The organism is Desulfosporosinus orientis DSM 765 (genome assembly GCF_000235605.1).
In the GTDB taxonomy this organism is placed as follows: domain Bacteria; phylum Bacillota; class Desulfitobacteriia; order Desulfitobacteriales; family Desulfitobacteriaceae; genus Desulfosporosinus; species Desulfosporosinus orientis.
On the sequence record NC_016584.1, the window covers coordinates 4,775,112 to 4,802,051 of the forward strand.

Sequence of the window (26,940 nt, forward strand, 5' to 3'; positions counted from 1 at the left end):
TGAGGCATTAAAAACCATGAAACTAAAGTTAGACCGTTCCCTCAAGACACCTCTTTATTTACAAATCCGAGACCAGATTGGTCAATTAATTTTATCGCAGCAGCTTTCTCCCGGTTACCGCCTCCCCCCTGAACGGAAGTTGGCTGCCCAACTAGGGGTTAATCGAACAACTATTGTTAACGCTTATCACGAACTGGCAGCGGATGGATTAATTCAATCCCATGTAGGCAGAGGAAGTATGGTTTGTATCCATCCAACCATGAACCAAGACCGAATTCCCATTCAGCCTGTATCGTGGCAAAATTATTATTCAAGTCAAGCTGAGCGTATGCATAATCCGGTACTGGCTTCCATATTGGATGAAATCAGTGAAGAGGATCAAATTTCCTTTGCCTTGGGAGCCCCGGCAGGTGAGTATTATCCACTGAAAGAGCTTAATGAAATTTGCAAAGCGATGATGCATGCCGGCAATTGGCAAGCTTTTGCCTACGGACCTACCATTGGACATCTGCCTTTACGGGAGTATTTAGCGGATTGGCTAAGACTACGGGGTATTAAGACACAAGCCCAAAATATTCTAATAACGTCGGGTTCGCAACAAGGACTTGATTTGTTGACAAAAATATTCTTAGAACCCGGTGATTTTATCGTCATGGAAGAGCCTTCCTTTTTAGGAGCTATCGGGGTTTTTAAAACCGCAGGTGCTCACATTTTAACTATTCCCTTAGATGAAGAAGGCATAAGAACCGATATCTTAGAACAAATCCTCTCCAGACGCCGGCCTAAGTTTATTTACACCCTCCCCACATTCCAGAACCCAACCGGAACCACCATGAGTCTTGCGCGGCGGCATGAACTTCTTAAGTTAGCCTATCAATTTCACGTACCCATTATCGAGGATGATCCCTACAGTGAACTTTATTATGAACAAGGGCCCTTTCCTTCTCTAAAATCCTTAGATGAACATGAGCACGTCATCTACCTGGGGACCTTCTCGAAAATGCTCTTGCCAGGACTTCGTTTGGGATGGTGCGTGGCCCCAACCACAGTTTTAGAGCAATTGTCCCTCGCCAAACAACACGTTGACCTTCATACCAGTACGACCACTCAATGGATCATGACTGATTTTTGCAATCAAGGAATGCTTGATCAACACCTTTCTCTTGTCAGAAACCAATATAAGCGACAACGAGATATCATGGCGGACACCTTAACAGAATTTTCTCCTCCAGGATTATCCTGGGTGCTGCCCTCAGGCGGGTATTATTTATGGTGTGAATTGCCGCCTGGAATCAATGCTACCTCTTTGCTCAGAAAAGCAGCTGAAAAAAAAGTCAGCTTTGTCCCCGGAAATGCTTTTCATATCCACTCAGGAGGCAAAAACCTGATCAGGCTTTGCTTCTGCCATCATACGGAAGCAACCATACGTGAAGGGATCTATCGTCTCTGTACAGCCATTTCAGAGCTCCTCAATCAACCCTCTCAGGGAAGACCGGCTCATCGCCATCACTATAGAGAAACTTTAGTTTAAAACAGAAATAAGAGGGGGCTTTTGCAGGAAAAGCCCCCTCTTATTTCTGCTATGGGTTAAATCGATATCCCGTCCCCCATAAGGTTTCAATAAACTCCGGATTCGAGGGATCTCGTTCAATCTTTTTTCGTATCTTTTGGATATGAACTGGTACTGTGGCACTATCACCAAAATAATCATTTCCCCATATGGTTTCAAAAATATGTTCTTTACTAAACACGATGTTGGGGTTTGAGGCAAAAAAGACGAGCAGGCTGTATTCCCTAGCTGTCATTTGCACCTCTTTCCCATTAACAAAGACTTTATGCGCTGCTGTATCAATCTCCAAACCTCGGCAATGGATTATTTCAGTGGCTGTAGTTTTGCCCTTGAGGCGTTCATACCTGGAGATATGGGATTTGACCCTGGCTACCAACTCCGCCGGACTGAAGGGCTTAGTCAAATAATCATCGGCTCCAAAGCCCAAACCCCTAATTTTATCAATATCCTCACTTTTTGCAGACACGATAAGCACAGGGATCTCAAATTTAGCACGAATTTCTTTGGTAATTTGATACCCATCTTTGCCTGGCAGCATCAGATCCACAATAACCACATGAAAACGACCGGTTAAGGCTAATTTCATACCCTGGGCTCCATCTTGAGCAATTTCTGTTTCATATCCGTTTAACTGAAGATAATCCCGTTCCAGCTCAGCAATATTTTGATCGTCCTCAATAATTAAGATGCGTTTCATAGTTAGCCTCTTTCCATTTTATTGGGCATAAAACTATTCCGTAGAATGACTTATGGGCAGGTTAATGGTAAAAAAAGTACCCGCTTTTTCTATACTCGATACAGAAATAGTTCCCTTATGAGCTTGCACCAATTCTTTCGCTATAGCCAAGCCCAGACCGGTACTCATAAGGTCTTTTGTCCGCTCATCATCAATTCTATAAAAGCGATCAAAAATATGTGGTAGTTTGTCAGCCGGAATTCCCGGACCATTGTCCTCAATGGTAATAGAGATGACATTCTCTCGCCCCGTTAATTGAACCTTAATAGTTAAGTCCTGGCTATCTCCATACTTAACAGCATTCCCTATGATATTCCGGAAGGCCTGATACAGTCGTTTGCGGTCAATGTTAATTGTACAATTCGTCTCTAAATGATCTCCATAGTAAAACCTGTATCGTCTTTCTTCAAGTTCAAACTTAAATTCTTCCATCAAATCATTCATAAAAGCTTTCGCTTTTACAAGTTCAAAGTTAAAATCCAGTTTTTGAAGATCTAACTTTGAGAACAGAAAAAGATCATCAATTAATCGATCAATATAAACCGTGTTTTGGTAGATGGTTTTGAGGTACATTTTTACCTTGTCGGGTGAATTAACTACCCCGTCCAATATAGCTTCAATGTAACCTTGGACAGTTGAGATTGGGGTTTTAAGATCATGAGAAATATTTGCAATAAGCATTTTTCTATTTTCTTCATATTCAGACTTTATCTTCTCACTTGCTTGTAATTTTTGGGCCATTTCATTGAAAGAATCCACCAATAATGCAATAAATCCAAGATCACTAATAGAATCGCTCTCAATCTTGACCTGATAATTCCCTTTAGAAATTTCTTCCACTCCACTTTTAAGTTTATCTATGGGTTTGAAGACCCTTTTCTCTATACGCCAAATAAATAATAATAGCAGAAACTCCTGAATAATTATAAATCCAGCAAACAAAACACTAATTGTTTTGATGCCGAAAAATCTAAATAATAAGTATAGAATAATTAAGTTCACGAGTATACTAGCTGGACGAAAAAGACGCAGGGATTTATGATATTTTTTAAATTCCCTATGTTTTCTCTGAAATTCATGATGAAGGCATAATTCTCGATGCTGATCATAGAATCCATCATGTTTTCTGTGAAACTCCTCATAAGTTCTATAGAATTTATGAGGAGCTGCTTGGTGAATATCCCTTGCCTTTTCTAGTTTTATCAATTTCCGTTTTATGATTTTCTTAAACACTTAAGTCACCCATCAATTCTTATGCTAATTCACCAAACCAAAGTTTGTTTTGCTTCTGCGATATAATTTTCAATCTCACACTTCTAGCTTTCATTATATCTGAAAAGGGGCGTATAACAAATTATTGTCCTACGCCCTCCTTGTTTAAGGGATTAATTCAAAGGATACTCCCTTCTACGCTAGACGTAATTCTGCCCATAAATTCATATCATGGCTTTCATTTTGATCTAGTTGCTTTCCATCAGCTGTTAAGACGATTTTTTCTACTTCCTTATTATTATTGATCCACACATTAATGCCGATTTTGGGGTCCTTCAAGGCACAACAATCTTTCATAGAGCTATGGTGATGATGGTGCTCGAACATTTTTCTCTGATTCAATTCTTCGTGGAAAGCCCTTTTAACTTCATCCGGCATATTTTCTAATTTTAGAGATAAAACTACAGAATTATCCTCTTTCTCATCAACTTTAATTCTATTAAAAATATCTAGAATATACGCTAGTTTCGTTAACTTCCCTTTGACCCCTCCGCAGTGAATATCCTCATGATTTTGACCATTATTATAGTGGTTATGATGGTGGATATGCTTCATAAAGCCATGATGTAGGTGTCTCCCACACCCCTGCATCCCGAACTGAGTTTGGCTTTCATGTTTTACTTTCTTGCCATTACAGTCTATTTCTGTATTAATTTTGACTTTGGTCTCACCATTAGATAGATTCTTTTCAAATTCATTCGTAAAGCCTAATATTTTTTGTTGATCCTTCTTGGCTTCTGCTTGAAAAGTACCGCAAATAACCTCCTTTTCTTTCATTATAGAAATCACATCGTACATAAGTTTTAGTTTACTCATGATAAAAAGTACCTCCCCGTTTGTTATTTCAAGATGATTATAGAGGAAGTTTTTAAATTTGTTTTAAAGCAATTATTAAAATTCTATAAAATCTTTTTAACAAATGGCTCCGAGGTCATCAAATAGATCTCATACAAAAGCAATCAGCACCTTGCGTTAAAGATACTGATTGCTTTTATGTGTTTTATTCAATGGAAACAATCAGATACTAGGCACTTATTTTTCTCAGTACGTCCTAGCCAGCAACTGTACAGGATGCACTACATGCCCTGCCAAACCGTGACTTTTTAACCCATAACTTAACTGCATTGTACAGGTTGGGCAACTGGTGGCCACTACCTCAGCCTTGGCAGTTACGATGTTAGTAATCTTCCGGTCTAGAACCTTCATAGATAAATCATGATGCATAATACTGAAACTGCCTGCAGATCCGCAACAGCGATCCGCTTCTTTCATTTCTCGGAATTCGACACCTGGAATGGCCATTAAAAGCTCCCTAGGTTGTTTAAAGACATTTTGCCCTCGTTTTAAGTGGCACGGGTCATGATAGGTTACCGCAACCTTAACGGGATTCGGACCAGGGTGAACACCCGTTTTTTCCACCAAAAACTTACTGAGATCATAGACCTTGCTGCTTAATTCTTTTGCTTGGTTGTATTCGTCTGTACCTGGCTCAAAAAGCTTAAGATAGCTTTCCGCTAAAGTAGCCGAACATGACGAACAATCAGTCACAACTGCGTCCACTTGTGCTGACAGCAAAATCTTAAGATTTTTTTTTGCTAGTTGTACTGCCGTATCCGTATCTCCATAGGCTAAATGCGGCATACCACAACATTTTACCGCCGGAGTAACTACTTCACAACCGTGCCTAGCCAGTACGTCCACTCCAGTCACCGCAACATCCGGATAAATTAAATTCGTTGCACAACCTAAAAAGTAAGCCACTCTGAAACGTTTTTTCCCATAGGGCTTAACAACTTCTGCAATCCGTCCGCGAGCTGGTTGTTTTGAGACATCCGGGAGTATTTTGGCACCTGCACTCATTTGTTCCGGCAAATGTTCAATTAGTTTTGATCTCGTCAAAACACTATTTAACCCTGTCTTTTGATAAAGCTTTACGAGCGAAAAGGAAGCTTGGAGCAGAGCCGGGCGAGTCAAGAATCCCCTAAGCACCAACTTCTTAACGATGTTTCTATCTAAAGTACTATCAAGGTAATCTCTAACTCCCATCACAATCTCATCCGTAATGACCCCAGACGGGCATTTAACAGCACAAGTTTTACAAAGCAGACACCCATAAAGCTTTTCAGAGAGTTCTGAGGAGGGTGGGATCTTGCCTTCTTGAAGGAGTTTTACCAAGGACAATCTCCCGCGTGGTGAATCCGGTTCTCTTTTGGACTCGGCAAAGATAGGACAATTTGCACGACACTCACCACAGCGTACACACTTCTTTAGTTCCTCAGCAAAATCAACCTGATATGTTGTTTTCATATCTTCTTACCTCTCAGCCCAGATCTTACCAGGATTCATAATTCCTTTAGGATCTATAGCATCCTTGATAATTCTCATGATCTCCAAGGCCTTTCCATGTTCCGCAGCCATAAATTGGGCTCGAGTGAAACCCACTCCATGTTCCCCAGTCGTCGAGCCTCCCAACTCCAAAGCCAGTGCATGAATATCATCAGCTACGAGGTGGGCTGCCTTAACCTCATCAGGTTTTAAGGGATCGATAATCGGTGCTGTATGCATATTTCCATCTCCAATATGACCATAAATTACAACAAGTGTGTTATGTTTTGCCCCAATCTCCTTAATTCTGCGTAAGGCCTCAGGAACCTTGGCCATCGGAAAACAGACATCTTCACCGCAAAAAATTCTGGTTGCCCCTGCTTTAACTCGTGCTGAAGCAGCGCCTATGACTGCACGTCCTTGCCAAAGTTTTGCCATACGCTGGGGATCCATGGCCCATTCCACTATGATTGCCCGTTTTTCGGCAATCTCTTTAACTTGCTTCCCCTCAAAATCGACTGCCGCCTTGCTGCCGTTGATTTCAAAGAATAGAGCAGCCTCCGTCTCGGGAAGCTTTAAATCCGGCTGAAACTTATTAGCGGCTTTAATCCCAGAGTCGTCCAAAATCTCAATACCAGAAGGTATAATTCCATGCTTAAACACTTCTAAAACTGTTGCAGCCGCGTCATCCAAGCTAGAAAACAGCGTCAGAAGGATTCCCCGAACCGGAGGTTTTGGTAAAACTTTCAGTCTAACCTGGGTAATAACCCCTAATGTACCTTCAGAACCAACGTAGAGGCTAGTAAGATTAATCCCGGAAACGCTTTTAAGTGCTTTGGAGTGTAATCCCCCAGTCTTTATAACCTCACCGTCAGGCAAAACAACTTCCAATCCCAACACATATTGAACAGTGTTTCCAAACTTTACTGCTCGCAGCCCACTGGCATTATTCCCTACCATACCCCCAATCGTTGCCATTTTTGAGCTTCCTGGATCAGGTGGAAAAAACAGCCCGTAAGCCGAGAGCGCTTCATTGAGGTCAGCGTGCACAATCCCCGGCCTTACAACAACTTGCATGTTGCTATCATCAATTTCTACAATGTCCGTCCAACCAGAAAGGTCTAGTACAATTCCTCCCTTAACAGGCACACTCCCTCCTGTCTGACCGGACCCCGCTCCCCTAGGTGTTACGGGTATACCATATTTATAAGCATAGCGCATGACTTTTTGAACTTCCTCTGTGTTCATGGGGCAGACAACAACATCAGGATAGAATTCATTAAGCTGGGATAAGAAAGAACTGTCATAAGTATAAGTATACCGCTCAAGCTTACTAGAGATCACTTTTTCCGGACCTAGCAACCCCTTCATATCGTTAACCAGTTGACTTTTTTCCATCATTCTCACCCTTTCTCCCTAGTATCCCCGATCGTTAATTCATAAAGAGCCTTTGCTTTGCGATTAGCCAAGGCTAGTTTCCTGGTTGATGCCTTTTAATTCTGAGGAACTTCCATGAAACCATAATCTATCAAAATGAATTAGCAAATATTTATACCGTTACCCTAATCCTTATTTCTGGATTTGATTAAATCATTCCTTTAACTGCAGCTTGGGCTACTGTTCGAGGAGAAGCCAAGTAGATATCGGCCTGATTAGATCCAATTCGACCAGGAGTATTTTTTATCGTCGTTGTAATAGCAACATCACCCTCAGTCAATACACCAAAATGTTTACCCGGGCACGGCCCACAACCGGGAGGCATAATAACCGCACCACGCTCACGAATTAAGGTGCTGATCCCCAACTTATCCATTGCTTTTGTCACAGCTCTTGATGCAGGTGTCACGATAAAAGTGACCTCAGAGTGCACTGGATACTCCTCTAGAACATTAGCAATAATCTGCATATCCTCCAGACGCCCAGCTGAACATCCCCCCGCTATCGCTACGTTTATCTTTGTTCCAGCCAGTTCACTCACCGGTTTTACGTTAATTGGTTGAGGAGGAGCCGCAATCATGGCTTCGATCATGCTGACATCGACTCTATGTTTTATAGGTCCCGCCTCTTCTCCCGCTGGTACAACAAAAGCAGTAACGGCACCTGCCTCAGGTAAAAAGTTGCAGATTGTCATACAGGCAGCAGCGGAAAGGGAGGTGAAAAGGGGTCCTGTTAAACCCACCGCTTTCTCCTTTAAGTCTCCTCCAATTTTTCCCAGAAGATATAGTGCAATGTCCCTCGGGAGCACTTCAGGCTGCAGCTCACCCTCCAGTCCTATGGTCACAAGCTCAGGGACTTTCATCTTAAGCCTGCCTGAAGTAAGAACAGGAACTAATTCTTCTGGTGTCAGAGCAAAAGCCAACGCTCCAAAGGCTCCGGCCGTAGCCACATGTCCATCTGCTCCGGCAATGATCATTCCCGGCCACAGAGAGGCCCTCTCAGCTACGATTTGATGTAATACCCCTTCACCATGATTATAAAGAACACACCCTTGTGCTTCAGCAAATTGGCTGAACCGGCGCTGAAAACTACGTTCTGCCGGGGTTGGTGCCGGAAAAGCATGATCTACCGTCAAGAGCACTCTGCGACCATCGTATACTTTTTCAGATTGCTTTTCCCAAGCTTCGAGCAACTTAGGACCGGTTCCGTCGTGAGCAAGGGCTAGATCCACTTTGATCTCAACCTCGTTTCCCACACTAATTTTTTCAACCCCAGCAGCTTTCGACATATATTTGTTATAAAAAGTTGCTTTCACTTGTTCAAACACCACCATGACTTAATATTTATATCTAACAGCGAATCAAAAATTGAGTGTTGGGAGGCTCTCTATGTCCCCCCAACAAAAGCTTCGATCCTATAGGCATTACCTTATATAAGATGAACCAACCACATAACATAAACTGCAGCCATAGAGGCGACACCACCAACCAAAGTCACACCGCCATAGGAATATAGAGCTGACTTAAGTTCCATGCGGGATAAGGAGGTACAAACCCAAAAGTAACTGGAATTGACATACTTGATAATAACAGAACCCGCTCCACCTGCGAGCATAGCCGCTTCAGGGCTTAACCCCAAGGTACCGAGCATAGGAGCTGCAATTGAAGCAGCTGTAATAACCCCTACTGTAGTAGATCCTGTGATTATATTTCCCACAATACCCAAAACGAAGGGCAAGAAAATTGAGGGGACTCCGGATTGTACGATTGCATTGGCGATATAATCAACAGCAGGGGTTCCTTTTAAGATTGCGCTTAAAGAGCCACCTAACCCAGTCACCATAATGATCATTGCAGAGGTGCGTAGGGCCTCTTCTATCCATTTAGAGTTCTGAATTTTCTTCTGATCCGCATTCGTGTTTCGATAGGCTAACCAAATTCCAATAAGTAATGCCACCGGTGGCCAACCTATGAAGTTCACATAGGTTTTGAATAGACCGCTAGGTAGATAGAGATTAGCAAAACTTTGGCCTGCGATTAAGATTAAAGGGACCATAATCGGGGCATAAGCTGCTATGGTTGAAGGAAGCTTAAGTCCTTTATCCGCAAACGATTGGCCGACAAATTCTTGAGATGGAGGAGAGGGGATTCTGGGACCAGCGATTAAGGCAAACAGCCAGCCAGCTAATGATCCTATGAACGTTGCGAGAGATCCATAAATGATAATCTTGCCAACATCAGCCTTAAGTAAAGCAGCTGCAGCCAAGGGGCCGGGAGTCGGTGGAACCATCGCATGGGTAAGCTGCATGGCTCCCACAAGACCAGTTGACATAACGCTCATGTTGACTCCTGAAGCAATAGCTGCCGAATGAACCAAGGGATTGAGGATTACGTATCCGACATCCGAGAAGATCGCGATTCCGATAACGAACCCGGTCAAGGTCAAGGCTAAAGGCATACGTTTCTGTCCAACCCAGTCAATCATTTTTAAGGTAATTTTTTCAATTCCGCCTGTCTCTTTCAAAGCTTCGGCAATAACGGAACCTAGAACGATAACAACAGCTATAGACTGCACAGTTTTCCCGAAACCGGATTCAAAGGCTTTTATGAACGCTCCTTGATCTACTCCAGGGATCAAAGCAAAAAGTATAATTGGAATGAGAAGAGCCATGAAAACATGCCATTTGACTTTCGCGATTAAGAAGAATAGCAAAACAATTACAACAAGGAAACCGACCAACGTAAACGTAGGATTGTTTAATATCATGCTTTCCCCACCTTTCATAAGACTATTCTTTTAAATAAATTACTGATTCCATCAATGACAATGAAAATGAAAATGAAAACGGGTTATCAGAATTATGATTATGTTCTTTTTTCATTAAAATATTGGTTAGATTCTGATTACTCCAGCCAGACCGGAGCCCGCTAATCGCACGACCGGCCCCGTAGCTTTTCCATAATAACGCATGTGATAAACATCCTTAAGTTATAAAACATATAAGACTAAAAAGACAACCTTAATATTACTTGTTGACCATCAAAACACCGCGTTCGGCCAAGACTTTAAGGAAAACTGCCGCTAAATCAGAGCTATTAGGTTGAAGGTAAGGGTCAAGAGAAACAAAGGAAAAACCTTTTAATTTCTCCCCGAGAGCATTCTCAGTTACACCCAACGCCATCACCGTTCCATCTGACTTAAGACCTTTGGTCACGTCTATAACACCAAATAAACTATTATCTAAAACCACAACTATATCAGGCATCGTATTATTCGCGGACCGTTTTCGAATCGACTCATCTCCCACTCGAATAACGGAGTACATGGGAGCCCCGGGACGCACAGCGGCAAACGCATCAAAAACTTGGACATGCTTGCCTTGATGCAAAAGTTCTTTCCCCATTGCCCGAGTTAGCTTCCCTACCGGCTGGCCAAAGCGGCCATGAAAGCGAATTTCCCGCATCACTTTTCACTCCCCCCTCTGCTATAGTAGGCATTAACACTTTTCTGGATCCCTGCGACCTGTTCAGAGGTGAGATGTCTAAACCGCCCTTGGTTGATCAGATAATCTTCAACAGGAATCAAAGGGGGCTCAAAAGTTCGAGTACGCAATCCATTATCCACTTCATAAAGTTCAAAAAGACCACTATCAACAGCTAATCGTGCAAACTCAATAGTTTTCTCCGGCGGAATTTGCCAGCCCCTATGACAAGGTGCTAGGATATGAATATAGGAAAAACCGGGTTTTTCTGCTGCTTTTCTAAACTTCGCAATCAGATCTAATGGATAAGCAATGGAGGCACTCGCTACATAATCTATGCCATGCGCTTCCATGATGGCCAACATATTCTTCTTTTTGACCATTTTCCCCTTCGTCATATTACTAGTAATCGCATACATGGGGGTCTGACTGCCCGTTTGTCCGCCCGTATTCATGTACATCTCATTGTCATAACACACGTGAATCATGTGTTCATTGCGTTCAGCTGCACCGGTTAAGGATTGAAACCCAATATCTGCTGTTCCCGCATCCCCTGCCCAAGAAACTACGTTAACATCTTCTATTCCCTGCGCTTCTAGAGCCGCCCTAATTCCGGAAGATATCGCCGGAGCCATTTCAAATAGCGTATGATAAAAGGGAATTTGCCAAGTCGTCTTCAGGTTTGAGCCCCCTAAGGTTGCCATGCATGAGGCTGGAATTGTAATAATCGTTCTAGAGCCAAGAGCCTTCATTGCTTGCCTGCCAGCGACAGCTGCGCCACACCCCCCACAACCCGCATGTCCTTGACCAAATAGATCCTCTTTCGACAAATCTGCAATGGATAGTGCCATTTTTATCCCTCCTTATAACCCGAACCACTCAGAAGCGGCTGCCTGTTTTTCAGTTTTCTCTGATAGTTCAAGTACTTTTTTGATTTCTTCTGTCGTTACATCTCGGCCTCCTAGCCCAAGAATATAGCTATTTAGCCGTGCAGACTGCCCGTATAAAGCAGACCTTAGTTCTGTTCCTAAGGCCCCCCCCAGACCGTAAACGATATTTTTGTCAAATACGGTAATGAGTTGAACCTTCTCGAGTACCTTACGGAGAGCTTCCGCTGGGAAAGGACGCCATGTCCTTATTTTTACTAACCCAATTTTTCGCCCTTCATTCCGCAGTTCATCCACTACGATTCGGGCATCACTGACCATGGAGCCCATAGCTACAATAGCATGTTCTGCATCATCCATCTGATAAGTATCAATTAACCCGAACCAGTCCCGGCCAAATTCTTGGGCAAAATCTGAGGCAACACTATCAATAACTGTCAGTGCTTGGTCCATTGCCTCATTTTGACGGAACTTATAATCCATATAGAATTCAGGACTAGCAACGGTATTGACTGCTTGAGGGTTCTCGACATCAAGAGTGCGGACTCGCTTCAAAGGCAAAAATTGATCTATTTTCTCCTGACCGGGTATTCCTACTTCCTCCATGGTATGAGATTGGATGTACCCTTCATAATTCACCATAACCGGCAAACGAACTGTTTCAGCTATTTTGAAGGCCTGGAGTGTAGTATCAAGTACTTCTTGATTATTTTCACAAAAGAGTTGAATCCAGCCACTTGCTCCTTGGGAAATCGCATCCCCTTGTTCTGGAAAACGGCTATGAGGTGCCGATAGAGCTCGATTTGCTACTGCCATAACCACAGGTTGACGTAATCCAGCCGTATGATAAACGACTTCAGTCATATAGAGCAACCCTTGAGAATTCGTTACTGTAAAAGTTCTACTACCCGCAAGACTTGCACCTAGTGCTGCTGCTAAAGCACTATGGTCAGACTCAACTCGTACAAAACGGGTATTCAAATCACCCTCATCAATAAACTTACTGATCCTTTCCATTGCCGGAAAGGCCGGCGTAATAGGATAATATGCCAATACTTCAATACGGGCCAGCTTTGCCCCATAGGCTGCCGCCTCACTACCTGTTAATAAAGTTGTACTCATTCATTTCCCCCCTTAACGGAAAACACCCTGAACCCCAGAATACTCAGGAATCATTTGTATGGCATTCTCTTTACATTCATTGGCACAAATTCCGCACCCTTTACACAAACTTAAGTTAAGAACAACCTTTTCATTATACTGAGCTAAGGCCCCATCCGGGCAATACAATGTACAGTCCAAGCACATTTGGCATGTTTCTAAAATCACTGGATATTGAATACGCCAAGTTATTCCCGTTGGCGTCTCAACTAGGCTGCCTGCTTTAGCCGTTGGAACAACTGGAAGATTTTTAACCAAGACTATCTCTCCTTTCTTTTTGTTGTATATGGTTAGTGCAATATGCATGCCACAAAAAAAAATAAGAGCCTAAGACTCTTATAATTTTATAATTTTCTGTTTTTACGCTTATATTTGCCAAATTAATAAAGTCCAATTTTACAGGATAATCCAAAATACTCGAGATAGGCTTAATCGTAAGTTTCAACTATGAAACGTTTTCGTTTAGAATAGGAACGATAATGTTTCATAGTTGAAACACTTCAAGGCCAGCATCTTGAATTTTTCGCCAAAGGGTAGTCCGACTTATTCCCAAACGACGTGCTGTTTCGGTTTTGTTTCCCCCACACTCCTTGAGAACCTTCTGAATCAAACGAATTTCTGCAAACTCTACTTCACCGCGCAACTTTACTTCCTTCTCACGAACGTTGATGGCCAGTTTCCTGTCCTTCCCGTCCAGCATAAGCGCCCTCACCACATCTTCCTCTGAAATCTCTTTCTCCCCGGTCAACATAACCAAACGCTCCATAGCATTGCGCAATTCACGGATGTTTCCCGGCCATGGATATTCCAAGAGGATCAATTCTGCCCCTCTAGAAAAGGAACCAATACTTCGATTCATCCTTCGGCAGAATTCCCCCAAAAAATGACGAGCAATAAGTAAAATATCATCTCCACGTTCAGCAAGTTCCGGAACCACTAAGGACAACACATTCAGGCGATAGAACAGGTCTTCTCTAAAACCGGCTATTTCAACCATTTCCTTGAGATCCCGATGGGTAGCTGCAACTAGACGAACGTTGACGGGTAAAACTCTATTATCACCTAAACGCATCACCTCACCCTCTTCCAGAACGCGAAGTAAACGAGCTTGAAGCGAGGTGGCCATCTCTCCTACCTCGTCCAGAAATAGGGTTCCACCATGGGCAATCTCAAATACCCCAGCCTTACCACCTTTACGAGCTCCTGTAAAAGCTCCCTCTACATAACCAAAGAGTTCACTTTCTAATAGATTTTCTGGTAATGCTGCACAGTTGATAGCCACGAAAGATTCCCGCCGCCTCGGACTTGCATTATGAATTGCCTGAGCAAATAATTCCTTTCCCGATCCAGTTCTGCCACGCAAGAGAACTGTAGAATCTACTTGGGCATATTCACGGGCCCATTTTATGGCATCCTTAACGGCTTGACTATGCCCAAGGATATCATTAAAACTATGTTTTGCGACATGGCCCCTGTCCGCCAAGGTTCGTCGCACTTTGTGCTCTAAGCTTTGCAGTCTGTCTATGGACTGAAATGTTGTGACAACGCCCTCTACTTTTTGGTCTACTTTAATAGGGATATGGTTAGCCACAACTTTTGACCGACCTATCTCCATGATATCCCCGACCTCTGCTTTGCCATTCTTTAAGATATTCCGGCAGGAACATTTAAGCAGAACATCATCGATTGAACGTCCTATTGCTTTTTCTGCAGTCCATCCTGTAAGCTTCGCCGCAACCGGATTAAAAACACTGATTCTCCCCTCCTCATCCAGAGCAATGACACCGTCATAAGTGAAATCTAAAATAGCTCTTAATTGTTCCACGCGGCGTTTTTCTAGTTTACGCACCTCTAAGACGCGCCTAGCCTCTGCCAGGGCACGCTGGACAGCTTCCCTACCGGACCTAATTACCACTGCCTGCATACCCAGTTTTTTAGCCTCATTAGCCATAGCGATTTTACCGATCACTACTTGCACCTTAGCCGCTTTCAGAGCAGCCACTCCTTTAAGAATGTCCTCTTTCTGATCTTTCAAGGTATACTTTACGAAACTTTCTCCAATAAGCTCTTCAAAGCTAGCTATTTCTTGGATCATTTCATTTACATCAACAATGCCAATGAGGCTTCCGAGACTTTTGGCCTGCAAATAAGCTTCTAAGATATCTAACCCGCCAATACGCACATCGATGACTGGTAGAGTAACCCCTGCCTCTCTAATCATCCAAGCAGTAACTCCCCGGCTGACAAGCACGTGATATCCACGTTGCTCGGCTTCCAAGGCAGCTCTAACCCCATCCTCCATTCGGGCGACCTTAATATCGATCTCCGGTGCACCTTCTTGATTAGTAACCTCCTTAACCAGGCTGGCTAGTTCCTGTAATGGTGAGATAAATAAGATTTCTGCCATTCTAACGCCCCCAGTATCGAATTTTCCCATTGGCCGGCCAACATAGCGAAATGTCCTTTAGTATTTAGAACCATATTTATTTATGTGAACCTTATCAAATCCTAAATCTCCATCCAGATAGGGCGACTTGCTTTGATCAGGATAACCGATGGAGATAATTGATGCTACCTTAAGATTATCTGGAATATATAAGATTCTGCGCACGTACTGTTCCGCTGTTTCAGATTCTGAAAACTGCCGCTCCCTTATTTGAATCCAGCATGATCCCAGTCCTAATGATTCTGAAGTTAGATGCAGAATTGTCGCGGCTATGGAAGCATCTTCTACCCAGACATCACTTTTTGAAGGATCTGCTAAGATTACAATACCTAAGGCAGCATCTTTCAGAAATCCCGCACCTTTTTTGCTGGACGCTAACTGAGTTAATATCTCTGAGTCATCAACTGCAACAAATTGCCACGGTTGAAAACCTCGTGACGATGGACTTAATAGGGCAGCTTTTAAAAGTACTTGGACGGTTTGAGCGTCTAATTTCTCCGGTTTGTATTTACGGATACTCCGGCGTCTGTAAAGAAGATCTAGCATATTCTTTTCCTCCGATCAATTTTGATTTCAAGAGCAAATTCCTGTTAGGATTAGATTAAACTCTTTCAATTATTTTTCAAGCCCCAATGTTTCATGTTGTAGTGAATCTATCTTTTCTCATGCTCTATGATGAGATAATATATAAGCATCTATCAGGAGGTGAACCAAATGAAGAACAAAACTATTTTGGTCGTTGATGATGACAAAAATAGTTGCAAGCTTCTCAATCTATATCTATCTGACATCGGCTTTAAACTCCTGATTTGTCATGATGGAAGCTCTGTACTAAGCATTCTAAAACAGGAAGAAGTCGACCTAGTCTTACTCGACCTCATGTTACCAGTCATAAATGGTTGGGAAGTATGCAAGATCATTAGGCGTACAAGTTCAATACCCATTATTATGCTGACAGCCCGGGATATGCTGGAGGATAAATTCAAGGCTTTGATATTGGAGCCGATGATTACATTGTTAAACCTTTTGAACCGAAAGAAGTTATCGCCCGCATCAAGGCCCGCTTAAAAGATCCTGTTCCGGAGCCTAAATGGGTTGAAGGAATCCTTGAATAGAGGATATCATGGTGAATATTAACAAATACGAAGTACGTCAAGGAGATATACTCATCGTTTGAAGCCTAAATAGATCCAACTCTTTTATTTTTTGCTTTAACGACATGAAGCATCAGTTGTCCAAAAGAATGCAAGCCCCCTGAAACACGCTGAATGTGCAGGGGGGCCTTATACTTTCTGACATCTAAATTGACCCTAAACATAAAGAGGCAAACATTAGGATTTGTTCATAATATTCACTTCTGTCAAATAGTATTCAATGAGCAGGGATTACTATTGTAGGCAAAGGAAGTGACATACATGTTAACACCTAGCTTAGAAGATTATTTAGAAGAAATATATCGTTTTTCCTTAACTCTTGATACTGTTCGAGTCACAGACATCAGCAAAAAGCTAAAGGTAGCCTTGCCATCAGTAACTAAGGCCCTTTATCGATTGAGAGATGAAAGCTACATAAATTATGAACGTTATGGTGAAATCCAGCTTACAGATCAAGGCAAGGAATTTGGATATTATCTTGTAACCAGGAACAAAATTTTACAGGATTTCCTCGCCCTTATAAGGAGCAAATGCAACTTTGCAGCAGAGGCGGAGGCTATGGAACATTACCTTTCAACGGCGACAATCGATGCCATCAAAACACTGGTTGAATTTATGAATGACAACCCATCCTGGCTTCAATCCTATAACAATTACATTATCACAAAAGAGTTATAAGAAATTAATCCCCGCCATACAAGACGGGGATTAATACTTCCTAAACTAAGTTTAGGAGATACACAGTCTGAGCTACGATAAAACAAACGTACTTCCCGTTTCTTTGTACATACTGAGCAAGGTTGTTTTACAGGGCCAGTGCAGCAGCGCAAAAAGGATCATGCTGAAAGGCACTGTTTGCCGCAGGCTGCCCTTCACCACTCCTTGCTGCTGTAGGGACAATGGCAACACCCAGTTCTTGTTCAAGTTCTTTGAAGTTAATTTTTATTCCTTTTTCTTGGCTTCATCAATTAAGTTTACACATATTATCACATTTGTTGATATCCTTGCAAGGCTAAATAAGATTTCGTTCAAGGGACGTAGCATCTAGTACAACGAGAGTTGCATCAGGTTTACCAAAACAGATAAAATCTCGGGCAATTTCTTCTTAAACTGTGTGAGTGAGCTAATAACGAATAAGTACCCGGCAAATCAACAAGTAGGAAGGATCTTTCATTGGCAAATTCATGCCGTTTCACCTCAAATACTCCTGATTATTAACATTAATGTTATACAACTTTATTAACTGCGATTAGTTTTGCGTCTTCACTGCGCAAGGCGATGACCGTATCGCGAACTAAGTAGGCAATGGGGTCTCCGGCAGGTGCTTTGCCGATACAGGTGAGAACCGTCCCCGGGACTATACCTAGGTCAAGAATTCGGCGGCGAAGTAACCCTTTTACTTCTAAATGAACAACATTGGATGTTTCGCCAAGTTTTAGTGTTGATAATGGCACGGACTTTCTTGTCATTTTCACAATTCTCCTTTCAAGAACTGTTAGTCAAAGGCAACTTTTAAAGTATGCCAGGCGTTATTTCAGTATGAAATACAATATTTAATCTGAGATCCGATTGTTACTTCAGAGGTTTGGTAATATTTTCAGGATGATTTAAGCTGTTAATCGCGCATAGCCGAGGATAGGTCCTTCGGGTCTATTATCCTTTAGAATGTTTTGGGATTGTTTTCTGAGTCAAGAAAAAAAGCCTTCTCACTACTTTGTCAAAATCAAAGTGGTAGGAACGCTTGTGTCTTTTTGTTATTATCGAAATCCTATTATGCATTGGCATCAACCCAATCGAGCAACTCTTTGACACTATTAACCGTTAGCCCTTGGCAAATCGTGTTTCTTTTTATAAGAACAATCTCTAATCCTAATTCTAAGGCGGCGGATATTTTGGTATCCGTGCCTCCTGCCAAACCGCTGTCACGGGTGAATAGGATGTCTGCACCATAAAATTTAAATAGCACTCTGTTAACCTCTTTAGAAAACTGACCTTGCATGGCTACAATATCCCTAGGAGAAATGCCCATGTCCTGGCATTTTTGCACTAGGCGCCCTTCCGGCAGAACTCGAATAACCAAACGAGCTAAACGGGCAAATGAACTTTGAACTATGGTCTCTAATTGATGGCTGCCCGTTGTGACAAAAATCGTAATCAGGCGTCCTTTTTCTTGAGATAATGTACAAACCCGTTGTTCTAATTGAAGTAAAGCATCCTCCCAGTTAACAACAGGATATATTAAGGGGTTGTCAGGAATTATGGTCTCAGGTCTTTCTAACCTAAGATAAGGAATATTCCGCTGCTCACACCAATTTCGCAAGGGCGCAAACTTCAAACTGCTTGAAGGAGGGCTAGCATCGATAATTAAGTTCGGCGAATGTAAACATGTTCTCTCACTCCAGGTTTGCATTCTTACCAGCTCAAGTTTTCTGCTCCTGAGACATGCACTAATCTCACGGGCTGCAGCTGTTTCTCCTAAAAGTATAATCATTGCAAACCTCCATGGGCTGAGTAATTATTTCTTCTAAGCACTTTGCTGATCGCGCTTAGCCGGTATGTTCAAAAATAAATCTTCTTTCGTCTTAGGAAGTGGTGTCGAAGGAGAAAGCCATCCTTTCTTCACCAGCTCACGATGAGTTTCAATCAGCCATGGAATGGTTAAGTCCGCTCGTTCCACAATATCTGGTTGAACTAATACTTCATCGGGCAAGCCTTGAGCGATAACCTCACCCCGGTACATGATTGCTAATTTGTCTGACCAACTATAAGCTAAATCCACATCATGAGTTGATAAGACAATGGTTTTTCCTTCGCAGCTCAGCTTATCCAGGAGCTGCATAAACTCATGGGCGTGGCGTGGATCCATCCCGGCGGTAGGCTCGTCAAAAATAATAATTTCGGGTTCCATGGCTAATACCCCAGCAATGGAAACCCTTTTTTTCTGTCCATAGCTCAACAAGTGCGTAGGCTTATCCTCCAGGTCCGAGGTTTCGGTATCTGCCAAGGCCTGTTTAACTCGTTCTGCTACTTCTTCGTCAGAAAGCCCCAGATTAAGTGGGCCAAATGAGACGTCCTGCCATACACTTGCCGAAAACAACTGACTATCCGGATCTTGAAAAACAATACCCACTTTCTTACGCAACTCAATCAGGGCCTTTTTCTTATAAGAAATTCCCTGTCCTTGAAATTTTACAGTCCCTGAGCTTGGACAATAAATTCCGTTAAAATGCATAAATAACGTCGATTTTCCAGCTCCGTTCGAACCTAGAATGGCTAATTTTTCGCCTTTACGGACTTGTAGGTTGACTTTGCGCAAAGCATTTGTACCATCCGGATAGGAATACTCTAAATCAACTGCTTCAAGTATGGTCTCTGACATCAAATTACCTCCAAAGTAAATTCAATAAGATTAAAGGTATTTCCAGCCCAATTATTATACCATAATTCCTAAGGTTTACCGGACGTTTCTTATTAAGGACTTTAATCTCACCCGTATAGCCTCGGGCAGACATTGAATCATACAATTCTTGGGACTTAATGAAAACCTTCCCTAAAAGTGCAGAAAAGAGCCTACTCATTGAGCGAAAAGAACTTTTCATTGTTACGTATCCTGAACGGGAAACCTGAGCACGACGGATGGTGGTTGCCGTTTCCAAGAAAACAAAAATAAATCGATAAATAAGCACCATTAACTCGGTTATAATAAAAGGTACTTTTAAGCAATGAAGAATTGAAATCAACTCAGTGAGGGGAGTCGTCAAGGCCAAAAAATACAGACACGAAACAGCCCCTATGGATCTGAGGAAAAGATTCACAGCTGTGATCAGATCCGGGTAGCGTATTCCTATGGTCAGCCCCTTCATTGAATACGCAAGCCAAAATCCCAAAGGATCTTTAGATATTGAAAAGGCTATGGTCAATACGCTGATTAAAAGAAAGGAGAGGGGGATTGCTAAAAGCTTGAACAATACTCTAGTTGGAATGCCGGCTTTTATGACAATCCCACCTGCCATTATTGCCAGGATTATTAAAGGAGTCAGCATAGTGGTTTGCGAGGTAAGGCATACAACCATGGTAATCATGGCAAAAAAGGCTTTCTCCCCAGGATGAACCGTTATTAAATTGTTGTGATAGGCGTATGTGTCTATATCGTTCAAGCTTCTTCCCTCTTATTACTAACCTGTTTTCCTTTGGAATAGCCTATATAATAAAATACAAATCCACTTCCGACAGCAGCTTGCAAAGCAAACAATAAGGATTCAATCTCACCGCTGGGGGGTTCCCAGAGGGCCTTAAACCAAGGAGTATAATTAGCATTGAGCTCCATGATCGCTTCTTCAGCCTGGCCGTCAGCACCACCGAATTCGGCACCCCGGGCAATAAATAAAGGTACGATCGCTAATACTACAACAACTACTAAAATGATCATATTTTTAGTAAAGAGTTTCATGCTTTAACCTCCCGTTTAATAGACGATAATGCTTTGCCGGTAAAAGCACCTAAAACCTGCAGCTCTTTTTGACTATAAGCCATGAGGATATTGAATACCATAACCGTAAGCAGACCTTCACTAATGGCTAAAGGAACCTGAGTGACGGCAAAAATGCCCATAAATTTAGCGACAGCTGCGGCTACTCCTCCTGATGCCGCCGGAAATGCTAAGCCTAACTGGATTGAGGTTGTTACATAAGTCATTAGATCACCCAAGGTTGCCGCCACAAAAATCGACAGCCATTGAGGAGCACCCAATTTCTTTAACACTCTGTAAATACCATAGGATACGAAAGGACCGACAATCCCCATAGAAAAGGTGTTTGCACCTAAAGTTGTAATTCCTCCATGAGCTAACAGCAGTGCCTGAAAGATTAAGACAATCATACCTAAAACAGTCATAGCAACAGGTCCAAACAAAATCGCGCCTAAACCAACCCCCGTAGGATGGGAACAACTTCCGGTTACGGAAGGTATTTTTAAAGCTGACAAGACAAAGGCAAAAGCCCCTGCCATACCAAGCAGCATCTTCAAATTAGGATGAAGGGTAACGGTCTTCTTAATAGAAATCACTCCGGCTATGACAAAGGGAATCATCGCGACCCACCAAAATGCGGCCCAGTTAAAGGGTAAGAAGCCCTCCATAATATGCATTGCATAAACGCTATCCGGAAAAACCATATAAACAGACATAACGTAAATGAGTAATAAACCAATATTTTTAGTCTTTAACAGCCTCATACACTAAACAACTCCTTTTGCTTTACTTCGGAAAGAAATATCAATATAACGCTTGGATATTTCTCTTCTAACTCTTAATGACTCCTCCTCTAAATAAAATAAGAGACAACCGAACATCACGATTTAAAGCAATGTATCGGTTGTCTCGGACACTGCGTTCTCTCCCGCTTTCAAGTTCGCTTCGCATTTTTGAAAGCAGATCCCGCTCGAACAAGACATACCCTGCAGGTTGGCTTCCCTCAGGAAACCCTATGTAACTAAATCAATATATAAAAGCCCTCCAGATTTGGAGGGCTGAAATATCAAGGATTCCTGCCACCCATCCATCGTGAGTAGAGCATAAGAGCAATCAGGTCTCCTGGCTTAGGTTCACCGTAAATTGCCTCCTTCCCAAGTTTCCTCAGTGGATATGGCAATTACTCCCCTTTACAGTGGCGGGACCGCGCCGGATTCACACCGGCTTCCCTGGTCAAATTTTTCAGAATTGAAAAATCACTTGCTCAATTCATTAAGTTAAGTCTAATTTAACACGAAAACACGCCTCAGTCAAGCAAGAGTTTGTTTTTATCACTCAACCTCCTGAATAATCGGCAATATCACAGGTCTTCGACGTGTCTTCTCATAAAAATGCTTACTTAAAGCTTCTCGTATTTGATTCTTAAACACGGCCCATTCCGTAACGCGATTCTCACGGCAGCGTGCCATCGTTTGTCTGACCTTTTGTTTAGCTTCATCTAACATGGACTCCGATTCACGAACGTATACAAACCCTCGAGTAACTACATCCGGCCCGGCCACAATAGCGCCGCTGGTACGGCTTATCGTCATGACAACGATTAATATCCCATCTTGAGAAAGTTGCTTGCGATCCCGCAGAACAATATTTCCAACATCTCCGATACCCAGCCCATCAATTAAGACTTTACCTGACATAACCTTTCCGCCTAAAGCTGCACCATGACGGGTAAACTCAACAACCCCGCCATTTTCAGTGATAAATATATTCTCCCTGGGGACACCAAGCTGCTCGGCCAACTGTGCATGTTTAATAAGCATCCGATATTCACCGTGGACAGGCATAAAATACTGTGGGCGAACCATACTTAACATTAACTTTTGTTCCTCTTGACTAGCGTGACCGGATACATGCATCCCTTCTGCCGATTCATAAATCACATTTGCCCCCAGCTTAAATAACTGATCCACTGTCTTGGCAACGGATTTTTCATTACCAGGAATCGGGCTGGCAGAAATAATCACAGTATCACCGGGCTGGATAGCCACATGACGATGATCGTGATTGGCCATTCGGGTTAATGCTGACATAGGTTCCCCTTGACTGCCTGTAGTTAAGATGCAAGCTTGGTTTCCGGGTAAGCCGATTATTTCGTCGATATCGATTAAGGTTCCTTCCGGAATATCCAGATATCCCAGTTCTTCTGCAATTCCCACAATATTGACCATACTTCGTCCCACTACAGCTACCTTGCGATTAGTATTTACTGCGGAAGTGATCGCTTGTTGTAGCCGGTATACGTTTGACGCAAAGCTTGCTAAAATGACACGATCTTTTGCATTGCGAAATGCTTCGTCAATCATTTCTCCAACATGACTTTCTGAGGGGGTAAAACCAGCTCTTTCTACATTCGTACTATCTGATAGTAAGCATAATACTCCTTTGTCCCCCAGTTCGGAAAATTTATGAATATCTAATATTTCTCCAGAAACCGGGGTGTGGTCTAATTTAAAGTCCCCAGTGGCGACAATCGTTCCCAGGGGGGAATGAATCGCTATCGCAACGGAGTCGGGAATACTATGATTTACACGGATAAATTCAATGCGAAATACTCCTAATTTTATAACATCTCGTGGCTGTACAACCGTCGCTTGAATACTGCTCAAATTATTTTCTTTCATTTTGGACTGAATAATTCCTAAGGTCAAACGCGTCCCAAATACCGGTACTTCCAGATCTCTCAATAAATAAGGCAATGCCCCGATATGATCTTCATGTCCATGGGTGAGCAATATACCTAAAAGCATTTCTTTGTGTTCAATCAAATAGCTGTAGTCCGGGATGACAATATCAATCCCAAGCATGTCATCATCGGGAAAAGCAAGTCCCGCATCGATAAGTACCATTTGGTTATCGTAACGAATGACGGTCATGTTTTTCCCGATTTCTCCAAGTCCCCCTAAAGGGATAATTTGTAATTTGTGTTCTTTTGCCAAACAAATCCACCTCCTATTATTCTTATCTCATGTGCCAATATAGTTAACGGAATCCCCCGTGGCTTTTTCTTCGCAGTTTAAAATAACGCAACAAAAAGACGCGAAATAACAAAACGAACACAATGACGCCCAGTGTTCGCCAGTACTTCGAAAATCATCTATTAAACTAGCCGCACAATTAAGATAATATATTATAGCGCGAAAAACGAAGGCTTGCAAGTTAGTTCATTACCCTTGAAACCAGCTTTATTGCTGTATTTTGACAAAGAGTATGTATTAAATAACACAATTCGGGAACTATATCTTTAAGTTGATTTAAAAACTTGGCTACCGTCAAAGTTATACTTTTTGACTTATCAAAAGAGAGGTGGAATTATTATGACCAATGTAGTTTGTAATGCAACTAAATGTCAACATAATGAGGAAGGACACTGTCAGCTTGAAACATTAAGTGTCACATCAAGCTTAATGGATCGTGAAGCAGAGTGTGCTTTTTATGAACCTAGCGATAAATGATTTGGTTTTGGCTGAACCGATCAACTATTAATAGCTGCTAAAGTCATCACTTTATGTTGTGATGACTTTAGCAGCAAAAAAAATACGCTTTGATCAGGCTTGAAAAAGCCGTTTCAAGGCGTATTTTTTAATTGTTCTGAGCTCTCATGAGAATCCTTTTGTATCAATCCCATTACTTACACTATGGGATGACTTAACTTTTCAGATGCCACTTTTAATTCTGAGACTGCTGGTGTCTGAGTTACATTATTTAATTTTTTAACACCCTGCATAAGTTTTTCCAGGAATTTAATCTCCTCAGTCGTTGCCTTCACTAAGGGGAGCCGAACTTCCCCGGCGTTGATACCCATCATGTTCAGCATGGCTTTAATGGGCACCGGGTTTGAGGTTACAAATATACCCTTGAAGATCGGGAAAAGTTCAAGATGCCATTTGGCCGCCTGAGCAGTATCCCCAGCAAACCAAGCATCCACCATAGCTTTCATCTCATCTCCGACAATATGAGCGGCTACACTGACAATTCCGCTGCATCCCAAGGCTAACATCGGCAAGGTCATAGAATCATCGCCACTGTAAACCTCGAAGTCCGAAGGAAGGATTCTCTTTAATTCACTGACTTGATCCACTGAACCACAAGCCTCTTTTAAGGCAACTATGTTTGAAATATCGGCCAATCGTTTGACAGTTTCAGGCAACAAATTTGCTGAGGTTCTGCCCGGAACATTATAAAGCATTAATGGTAAGGGCACAGCTTCTGCGATCACTTTAAAATGTTGGAACATCCCTTCCTGAGATGGTTTATTATAATAGGGAACTACCGCCATTAAGCCATCCACACCAGTTGCAGCTGCCTTGCGGGCTAATGCGATACTTGAGTTAGTAGAATTTGAACCGATTCCTGCAATGACTGTCCCTTTGGTCCCCAAAGCTTTTTTCACTACTTTGAAAAGCTCAATCTTTTCCTCATCGGTTACAGTAGGAGATTCTCCGGTAGTACCACAAACTACTACTCCATCTGACCCGTGGTCGATCAAATAATGGGCTAAACGTATAGCTTCTTGATAATCCACGTCCGATTTTTCATTCATAGGAGTAACCATAGCCGTTAAAATCCTACCAAATGACATCTTTTTCATCCTTTCTCCCTAAACCCTAAGTTCAAAGTTCCTCTATATATCAAGTTTAAACTTCTTGTGCAAAGCTTGAATCGCCGTCACCATGTCAGTCTGGTGTACTAAAACCCAAATTGTTGTATGTGAGTCGGCAGATTGCAGAATGGTCACGCCGGCATCTGAAAGAGCTTCAACCATATCCGCCATAACACCGGGAACGCCTGCAATTCCTGCTCCCACGATGGATACTTTAGCACAGCTAGGCACAATCTCTGGTTTGAAATCCATATTTTCCAATATTTCCACGGCTTTTGCTGCAATATCATTTGAAACAGTATAGAGAACCGCTTCAGGCTGCACACTAATAAAATCAACACTTATATCTGCTAAAGCCATTGCTTTAAAAATACGCTTATCTGTAAGGTGTTTATTGGATTCATCAGCAGTTAATATCTTCAGTTGGGTTACATTTGCCGTATGGGCGATTCCAGCAATAATCCGGTCAAAAGTGATATCTGTTCCTACTTCTCGATTGGGGTGTATGTTTGTCACCAACGTCCCCGGTGCTTCAGAAAAAGTGGATTTAATCCTAAGAGGAATATTTCGCTGCATAGCAATTTCCACAGCCCGAGGATGTATTACTTTAGCTCCCTGATAAGCCAGGTTACATATTTCATTATAAGTGACAGTATCTAAGATCCGCGCATTTTCCACAATTCTGGGATCAGCAGTCATGATTCCTTCGACATCTGTATAAATATCGATGGCTTCTGCCTCCAGGGCAACACCCAGAGCTGAAGCTGTTGTATCACTTCCTCCCCGCCCAAGAGTTGTAACCTGACCGCTCTCTGTTACTCCCTGGAATCCTGTAACAACAACCACATTTCCTTCTGCCAGCTGCCCCAGTATCTCGGCAGGCTCCACACGTACAATTCTTGCATCACCGAAGTCATTATTGGTAATGATTCCTGCCTGCCCACCTGTCATAAGAACTGCTTTCATACCCAACTTACTTAATGTACTTACCAGAACAGTCCCGGAAATAACCTCTCCGCAGCTCATGAGCAGATCTAACTCCCGCTTAGGAAGGTCCGAATAAATCCCTTTAACCATGTTTAAAAAAGTATCTGTCGCATATGGGTCCCCAGAGCGTCCAATAGCCGAAACGACAACAACTGGAGAATATCCCTCTTGAACTGCTTCTAAAACCTTTGCAGCCACCTGAGCTCGCCGCTCTTCTGTGGCAAGGGAGGTTCCGCCAAACTTCTGTACTATAATCTGCAACTTTTGTTCCTCCCTTATCGTAGTTCGAAATTTGATATTCGGGTTCGAACTAAGAACACCGAACATTTTCTCCCTATGGAATTTTGAGATAAGAC

General features: G+C 42.4%; 26 protein-coding genes, 1 pseudogene and 1 riboswitch. Of the genes and pseudogenes, 4 read left to right on the plus strand and 23 right to left on the minus strand.

Annotated elements, in window-relative coordinates; all coding sequences use genetic code 11:
* Positions 1 to 16 precede the first annotated feature (16 nt).
* Positions 17 to 1,531, plus strand: a complete 1,515-nt coding sequence (gene pdxR / locus DESOR_RS21980; protein ID WP_014186793.1) for a MocR-like pyridoxine biosynthesis transcription factor PdxR — start codon at positions 17 to 19, stop codon at positions 1,529 to 1,531.
* A 49-nt stretch (positions 1,532 to 1,580) separates the two neighbouring features.
* Here pdxR and DESOR_RS21985 read toward each other — a convergent pair whose 3' ends face one another.
* From DESOR_RS21985 to DESOR_RS22045, 13 genes are all read right to left on the minus strand, one after another.
* Complete coding sequence (locus DESOR_RS21985; RefSeq protein WP_014186794.1) at positions 1,581 to 2,267, minus strand: response regulator transcription factor; 687 nt, start codon at positions 2,265 to 2,267, stop codon at positions 1,581 to 1,583.
* A 33-nt stretch (positions 2,268 to 2,300) separates the two neighbouring features.
* Positions 2,301 to 3,539, minus strand: a complete 1,239-nt coding sequence (locus DESOR_RS21990) for a sensor histidine kinase (RefSeq protein ID WP_014186795.1) — start codon at positions 3,537 to 3,539, stop codon at positions 2,301 to 2,303.
* 174 nt (positions 3,540 to 3,713) lie between these two features.
* Positions 3,714 to 4,394 carry a hypothetical protein gene (locus DESOR_RS21995; protein WP_014186796.1) on the minus strand — a complete coding sequence of 227 codons (681 nt, stop codon included), beginning with the start codon at positions 4,392 to 4,394 and terminating at the stop codon, positions 3,714 to 3,716.
* Positions 4,395 to 4,619: 225 nt separating this feature from the next.
* Positions 4,620 to 5,885 (minus strand): (Fe-S)-binding protein, encoded by a 1,266-nt coding sequence (locus DESOR_RS22000; protein WP_014186797.1) that lies wholly within the window; start codon positions 5,883 to 5,885, stop codon positions 4,620 to 4,622.
* Between the two features lie 6 nt (positions 5,886 to 5,891).
* A complete protein-coding gene (locus DESOR_RS22005) occupies positions 5,892 to 7,304 on the minus strand; it encodes an FAD-binding oxidoreductase (RefSeq protein ID WP_042331526.1) in 1,413 nt (470 codons plus the stop codon).
* A gap of 184 nt (positions 7,305 to 7,488) precedes the next feature.
* A complete protein-coding gene (locus DESOR_RS22010; RefSeq protein ID WP_242832387.1) occupies positions 7,489 to 8,655 on the minus strand; it encodes an aconitase family protein in 1,167 nt (388 codons plus the stop codon).
* Positions 8,656 to 8,768: 113 nt separating this feature from the next.
* Positions 8,769 to 10,106: a GntP family permease gene (locus tag DESOR_RS22015; protein ID WP_014186800.1), complete on the minus strand. Its 1,338-nt coding sequence runs from the start codon at positions 10,104 to 10,106 to the stop codon at positions 8,769 to 8,771.
* 259 nt (positions 10,107 to 10,365) lie between these two features.
* Positions 10,366 to 10,803: a 2-oxoacid:acceptor oxidoreductase family protein gene (locus tag DESOR_RS22020; protein ID WP_014186801.1), complete on the minus strand. Its 438-nt coding sequence runs from the start codon at positions 10,801 to 10,803 to the stop codon at positions 10,366 to 10,368.
* Positions 10,803 to 11,672, minus strand: a complete 870-nt coding sequence (locus DESOR_RS22025) for a thiamine pyrophosphate-dependent enzyme (protein WP_014186802.1) — start codon at positions 11,670 to 11,672, stop codon at positions 10,803 to 10,805. Before DESOR_RS22025 ends, DESOR_RS22020 begins: the two co-directional genes overlap by 1 nt.
* Before the next feature lie 12 nt (positions 11,673 to 11,684).
* Positions 11,685 to 12,830, minus strand: coding sequence for a transketolase C-terminal domain-containing protein (locus DESOR_RS22030; RefSeq protein WP_014186803.1), 1,146 nt, complete (start codon positions 12,828 to 12,830; stop codon positions 11,685 to 11,687).
* A gap of 12 nt (positions 12,831 to 12,842) precedes the next feature.
* Positions 12,843 to 13,127 carry a 4Fe-4S binding protein gene (locus DESOR_RS22035; protein ID WP_014186804.1) on the minus strand — a complete coding sequence of 95 codons (285 nt, stop codon included), beginning with the start codon at positions 13,125 to 13,127 and terminating at the stop codon, positions 12,843 to 12,845.
* Positions 13,128 to 13,353: 226 nt separating this feature from the next.
* A complete protein-coding gene (locus DESOR_RS22040) occupies positions 13,354 to 15,276 on the minus strand; it encodes a sigma-54-dependent Fis family transcriptional regulator (RefSeq protein WP_014186805.1) in 1,923 nt (640 codons plus the stop codon).
* Between the two features lie 57 nt (positions 15,277 to 15,333).
* Entirely contained in the window at positions 15,334 to 15,861 is a 528-nt protein-coding gene (locus DESOR_RS22045; RefSeq protein ID WP_014186806.1) for a nitroreductase family protein, read from the minus strand.
* A gap of 168 nt (positions 15,862 to 16,029) precedes the next feature.
* Between DESOR_RS22045 and DESOR_RS22050 the strand changes: the two genes are divergently transcribed.
* Together DESOR_RS22050 and DESOR_RS22055 are read left to right on the plus strand one after the other, a co-directional pair.
* Positions 16,030 to 16,383 carry a response regulator gene (locus DESOR_RS22050; RefSeq protein ID WP_014186807.1) on the plus strand — a complete coding sequence of 118 codons (354 nt, stop codon included), beginning with the start codon at positions 16,030 to 16,032 and terminating at the stop codon, positions 16,381 to 16,383.
* 347 nt (positions 16,384 to 16,730) lie between these two features.
* Positions 16,731 to 17,147 carry a metal-dependent transcriptional regulator gene (locus tag DESOR_RS22055; protein WP_014186808.1) on the plus strand — a complete coding sequence of 139 codons (417 nt, stop codon included), beginning with the start codon at positions 16,731 to 16,733 and terminating at the stop codon, positions 17,145 to 17,147.
* 190 nt (positions 17,148 to 17,337) lie between these two features.
* Here the strand turns inward: DESOR_RS22055 and DESOR_RS31125 are convergent.
* From DESOR_RS31125 to DESOR_RS22090, 8 genes and pseudogenes are all read right to left on the minus strand, one after another.
* A pseudogene (locus tag DESOR_RS31125) lies at positions 17,338 to 17,641 on the minus strand (FeoB small GTPase domain-containing protein); the annotation flags it as partial.
* Between the two features lie 54 nt (positions 17,642 to 17,695).
* Positions 17,696 to 17,938 carry a FeoA family protein gene (locus tag DESOR_RS22060; RefSeq protein ID WP_014186809.1) on the minus strand — a complete coding sequence of 81 codons (243 nt, stop codon included), beginning with the start codon at positions 17,936 to 17,938 and terminating at the stop codon, positions 17,696 to 17,698.
* A 302-nt stretch (positions 17,939 to 18,240) separates the two neighbouring features.
* Positions 18,241 to 18,960 (minus strand): precorrin-6A/cobalt-precorrin-6A reductase, encoded by a 720-nt coding sequence (locus DESOR_RS22065; protein WP_014186810.1) that lies wholly within the window; start codon positions 18,958 to 18,960, stop codon positions 18,241 to 18,243.
* A 33-nt stretch (positions 18,961 to 18,993) separates the two neighbouring features.
* Complete coding sequence (locus tag DESOR_RS22070; RefSeq protein ID WP_014186811.1) at positions 18,994 to 19,848, minus strand: energy-coupling factor ABC transporter ATP-binding protein; 855 nt, start codon at positions 19,846 to 19,848, stop codon at positions 18,994 to 18,996.
* 4 nt (positions 19,849 to 19,852) lie between these two features.
* Entirely contained in the window at positions 19,853 to 20,626 is a 774-nt protein-coding gene (gene cbiQ, locus DESOR_RS22075; RefSeq protein ID WP_014186812.1) for a cobalt ECF transporter T component CbiQ, read from the minus strand.
* Positions 20,623 to 20,919, minus strand: a complete 297-nt coding sequence (locus tag DESOR_RS22080) for an energy-coupling factor ABC transporter substrate-binding protein (protein WP_014186813.1) — start codon at positions 20,917 to 20,919, stop codon at positions 20,623 to 20,625. Before DESOR_RS22080 ends, cbiQ begins: the two co-directional genes overlap by 4 nt.
* Positions 20,916 to 21,701, minus strand: coding sequence for an energy-coupling factor ABC transporter permease (locus DESOR_RS22085; RefSeq protein WP_014186814.1), 786 nt, complete (start codon positions 21,699 to 21,701; stop codon positions 20,916 to 20,918). Before DESOR_RS22085 ends, DESOR_RS22080 begins: the two co-directional genes overlap by 4 nt.
* Before the next feature lie 331 nt (positions 21,702 to 22,032).
* Positions 22,033 to 22,216: riboswitch (cobalamin riboswitch) on the minus strand.
* A gap of 52 nt (positions 22,217 to 22,268) precedes the next feature.
* Positions 22,269 to 23,933, minus strand: a complete 1,665-nt coding sequence (locus tag DESOR_RS22090) for a ribonuclease J (protein ID WP_014186815.1) — start codon at positions 23,931 to 23,933, stop codon at positions 22,269 to 22,271.
* A gap of 378 nt (positions 23,934 to 24,311) precedes the next feature.
* Here DESOR_RS22090 and DESOR_RS28430 point away from each other — a divergent pair, with 378 nt between their 5' ends.
* Entirely contained in the window at positions 24,312 to 24,449 is a 138-nt protein-coding gene (locus tag DESOR_RS28430; RefSeq protein WP_014186816.1) for a DUF1540 domain-containing protein, read from the plus strand.
* A gap of 176 nt (positions 24,450 to 24,625) precedes the next feature.
* On the opposite strand, the gene dapA is transcribed toward DESOR_RS28430, so the two are convergent.
* Together dapA and dapG are read right to left on the minus strand one after the other, a co-directional pair.
* Positions 24,626 to 25,576 carry a 4-hydroxy-tetrahydrodipicolinate synthase gene (gene dapA, locus DESOR_RS22095; RefSeq protein ID WP_042332635.1) on the minus strand — a complete coding sequence of 317 codons (951 nt, stop codon included), beginning with the start codon at positions 25,574 to 25,576 and terminating at the stop codon, positions 24,626 to 24,628.
* A 42-nt stretch (positions 25,577 to 25,618) separates the two neighbouring features.
* A complete protein-coding gene (gene dapG, locus DESOR_RS22100) occupies positions 25,619 to 26,845 on the minus strand; it encodes an aspartate kinase (RefSeq protein ID WP_014186818.1) in 1,227 nt (408 codons plus the stop codon).
* Positions 26,846 to 26,940 lie beyond the last annotated feature (95 nt).

Bases quoted from the DNA above. Each gene is read 5' to 3' on its own strand.
- dapA (WP_042332635.1), bottom strand. From the start codon at position 25,576: ATGTCATTTGGTAGGATTTTAACGGCTATGGTTACTCCTATGAATGAA.
- DESOR_RS22055 (WP_014186808.1), top strand. From the start codon at position 16,731: ATGTTAACACCTAGCTTAGAAGATTATTTAGAAGAAATATATCGTTTT.
- DESOR_RS22015 (WP_014186800.1), bottom strand. From the start codon at position 10,106: ATGATATTAAACAATCCTACGTTTACGTTGGTCGGTTTCCTTGTTGTA.
- DESOR_RS22085 (WP_014186814.1), bottom strand. From the start codon at position 21,701: ATGAGGCTGTTAAAGACTAAAAATATTGGTTTATTACTCATTTACGTT.
- DESOR_RS22080 (WP_014186813.1), bottom strand. From the start codon at position 20,919: ATGAAACTCTTTACTAAAAATATGATCATTTTAGTAGTTGTTGTAGTA.
- DESOR_RS22040 (WP_014186805.1), bottom strand. From the start codon at position 15,276: ATGGCAGAAATCTTATTTATCTCACCATTACAGGAACTAGCCAGCCTG.
- pdxR (WP_014186793.1), top strand. From the start codon at position 17: ATGAAACTAAAGTTAGACCGTTCCCTCAAGACACCTCTTTATTTACAA.
- DESOR_RS22065 (WP_014186810.1), bottom strand. From the start codon at position 18,960: ATGATTATACTTTTAGGAGAAACAGCTGCAGCCCGTGAGATTAGTGCA.
- DESOR_RS22025 (WP_014186802.1), bottom strand. From the start codon at position 11,672: ATGGCACTATCCATTGCAGATTTGTCGAAAGAGGATCTATTTGGTCAA.
- DESOR_RS21985 (WP_014186794.1), bottom strand. From the start codon at position 2,267: ATGAAACGCATCTTAATTATTGAGGACGATCAAAATATTGCTGAGCTG.
- DESOR_RS21995 (WP_014186796.1), bottom strand. From the start codon at position 4,394: ATGAGTAAACTAAAACTTATGTACGATGTGATTTCTATAATGAAAGAA.
- DESOR_RS22000 (WP_014186797.1), bottom strand. From the start codon at position 5,885: ATGAAAACAACATATCAGGTTGATTTTGCTGAGGAACTAAAGAAGTGT.
- DESOR_RS22060 (WP_014186809.1), bottom strand. From the start codon at position 17,938: ATGACAAGAAAGTCCGTGCCATTATCAACACTAAAACTTGGCGAAACA.
- DESOR_RS28430 (WP_014186816.1), top strand. From the start codon at position 24,312: ATGACCAATGTAGTTTGTAATGCAACTAAATGTCAACATAATGAGGAA.
- DESOR_RS22030 (WP_014186803.1), bottom strand. From the start codon at position 12,830: ATGAGTACAACTTTATTAACAGGTAGTGAGGCGGCAGCCTATGGGGCA.
- DESOR_RS22050 (WP_014186807.1), top strand. From the start codon at position 16,030: ATGAAGAACAAAACTATTTTGGTCGTTGATGATGACAAAAATAGTTGC.
- DESOR_RS22005 (WP_042331526.1), bottom strand. From the start codon at position 7,304: ATGATGGAAAAAAGTCAACTGGTTAACGATATGAAGGGGTTGCTAGGT.
- DESOR_RS22070 (WP_014186811.1), bottom strand. From the start codon at position 19,848: ATGTCAGAGACCATACTTGAAGCAGTTGATTTAGAGTATTCCTATCCG.
- DESOR_RS22045 (WP_014186806.1), bottom strand. From the start codon at position 15,861: ATGCTAGATCTTCTTTACAGACGCCGGAGTATCCGTAAATACAAACCG.
- DESOR_RS22020 (WP_014186801.1), bottom strand. From the start codon at position 10,803: ATGCGGGAAATTCGCTTTCATGGCCGCTTTGGCCAGCCGGTAGGGAAG.